This window comes from Polaromonas sp. P1_E1_2, from assembly GCF_056406035.1.
On sequence record NZ_JBFUAZ010000936.1, the window covers coordinates 1 to 1,038 of the forward strand.

Sequence of the window (1,038 nt, forward strand, 5' to 3'; positions counted from 1 at the left end):
AAGCTGTTCGACTCCGACGGAAGCTGGAGTTCAGTTGTCAATGTTCGCGTCAGAGACAAACAGCTGAACGCTTATAATCTGACGATTGCCGACTTTCATACCTACTTCGTGAAGCAGGCGGACAACGACAATGCCCAGCCGGTATGGGTGCACAACGCCTGCGGGCCGGACATCAATAGGTTTATTCAGGAGAGCACGAAGGACCGAGCTTCCGACTTGTTTGAGGCAGCAAAGTCCCAGTTTGATGTCTTGGCCAAGGGCGAAAGTGTCGGTACAAATGGCGGCTCTATTATCGCATCATCTCTGAAAGGGGTTTCTCAGGAGGAAATACAATTCGCTTACGATTCGGCGACGTTCGGAAACAAGGTTGTCATTCTCGGTGGCTCTAAGAGCCAAGGGCTGGACTTCTTGATAAATGACCAGCGTTTCGAGTTGGCGACCGTATCAAAGAATAGCACCGTCACGGTGCAACGTTCTATCCTGGAAAAAATTGACTCTAAAACCCGGGTGGCCTCGGGGGCTTCGATTGTCATAGACGGCCGCGCCGCTAATCTGAGCCGCGGGACAGCCGAACAGGCCATGAAAAATGTCATGTCGGATGCCCTGTACGACCAGAACGCGCCAACTATAACGATTTACACGGCACAGGGTAAACTTGTGTATTCCTATCCAAAGTAGAGGTCGAAATGTCGGTTGATTACATGCTTTTGAATCTCGATACCGGGGACATGATCGCTGTTGGCAAGCAAAGGACCCATCCTGCTGTCCCGGAAATCGGGATCTTGGAAGATCATACGTTTTTTGACGGTATTCCTCACTGCGATCAGTCAGAGGATCGGGAGGAATTATACAGGCGATCGGGGCATATTCTAAATTTTTTCCTGGCTCACTCGAGAGGGTGCCGGATAATAGTCATGGCTACGCAAGATATTCTAGATATACTTGATGAAATGGATGAAGAGCCAGGTGAACCTATCATGCATGGCGGGTCCATGCATATTCAAAACGAAAGAGTTGGAGCGCCATACTTTCAAAGAC

General features: G+C 49.6%; 1 protein-coding gene. It reads left to right on the plus strand.

Features of this window, described 5'->3' with window-relative positions; genetic code table 11:
• The coding region (locus AC1D1P_RS24220; RefSeq protein WP_477674777.1) for a polymorphic toxin-type HINT domain-containing protein at positions 1–678 on the plus strand (678 nt) is incomplete at its 5' end.
• Positions 679–1,038: the final 360 nt, after the last annotated feature.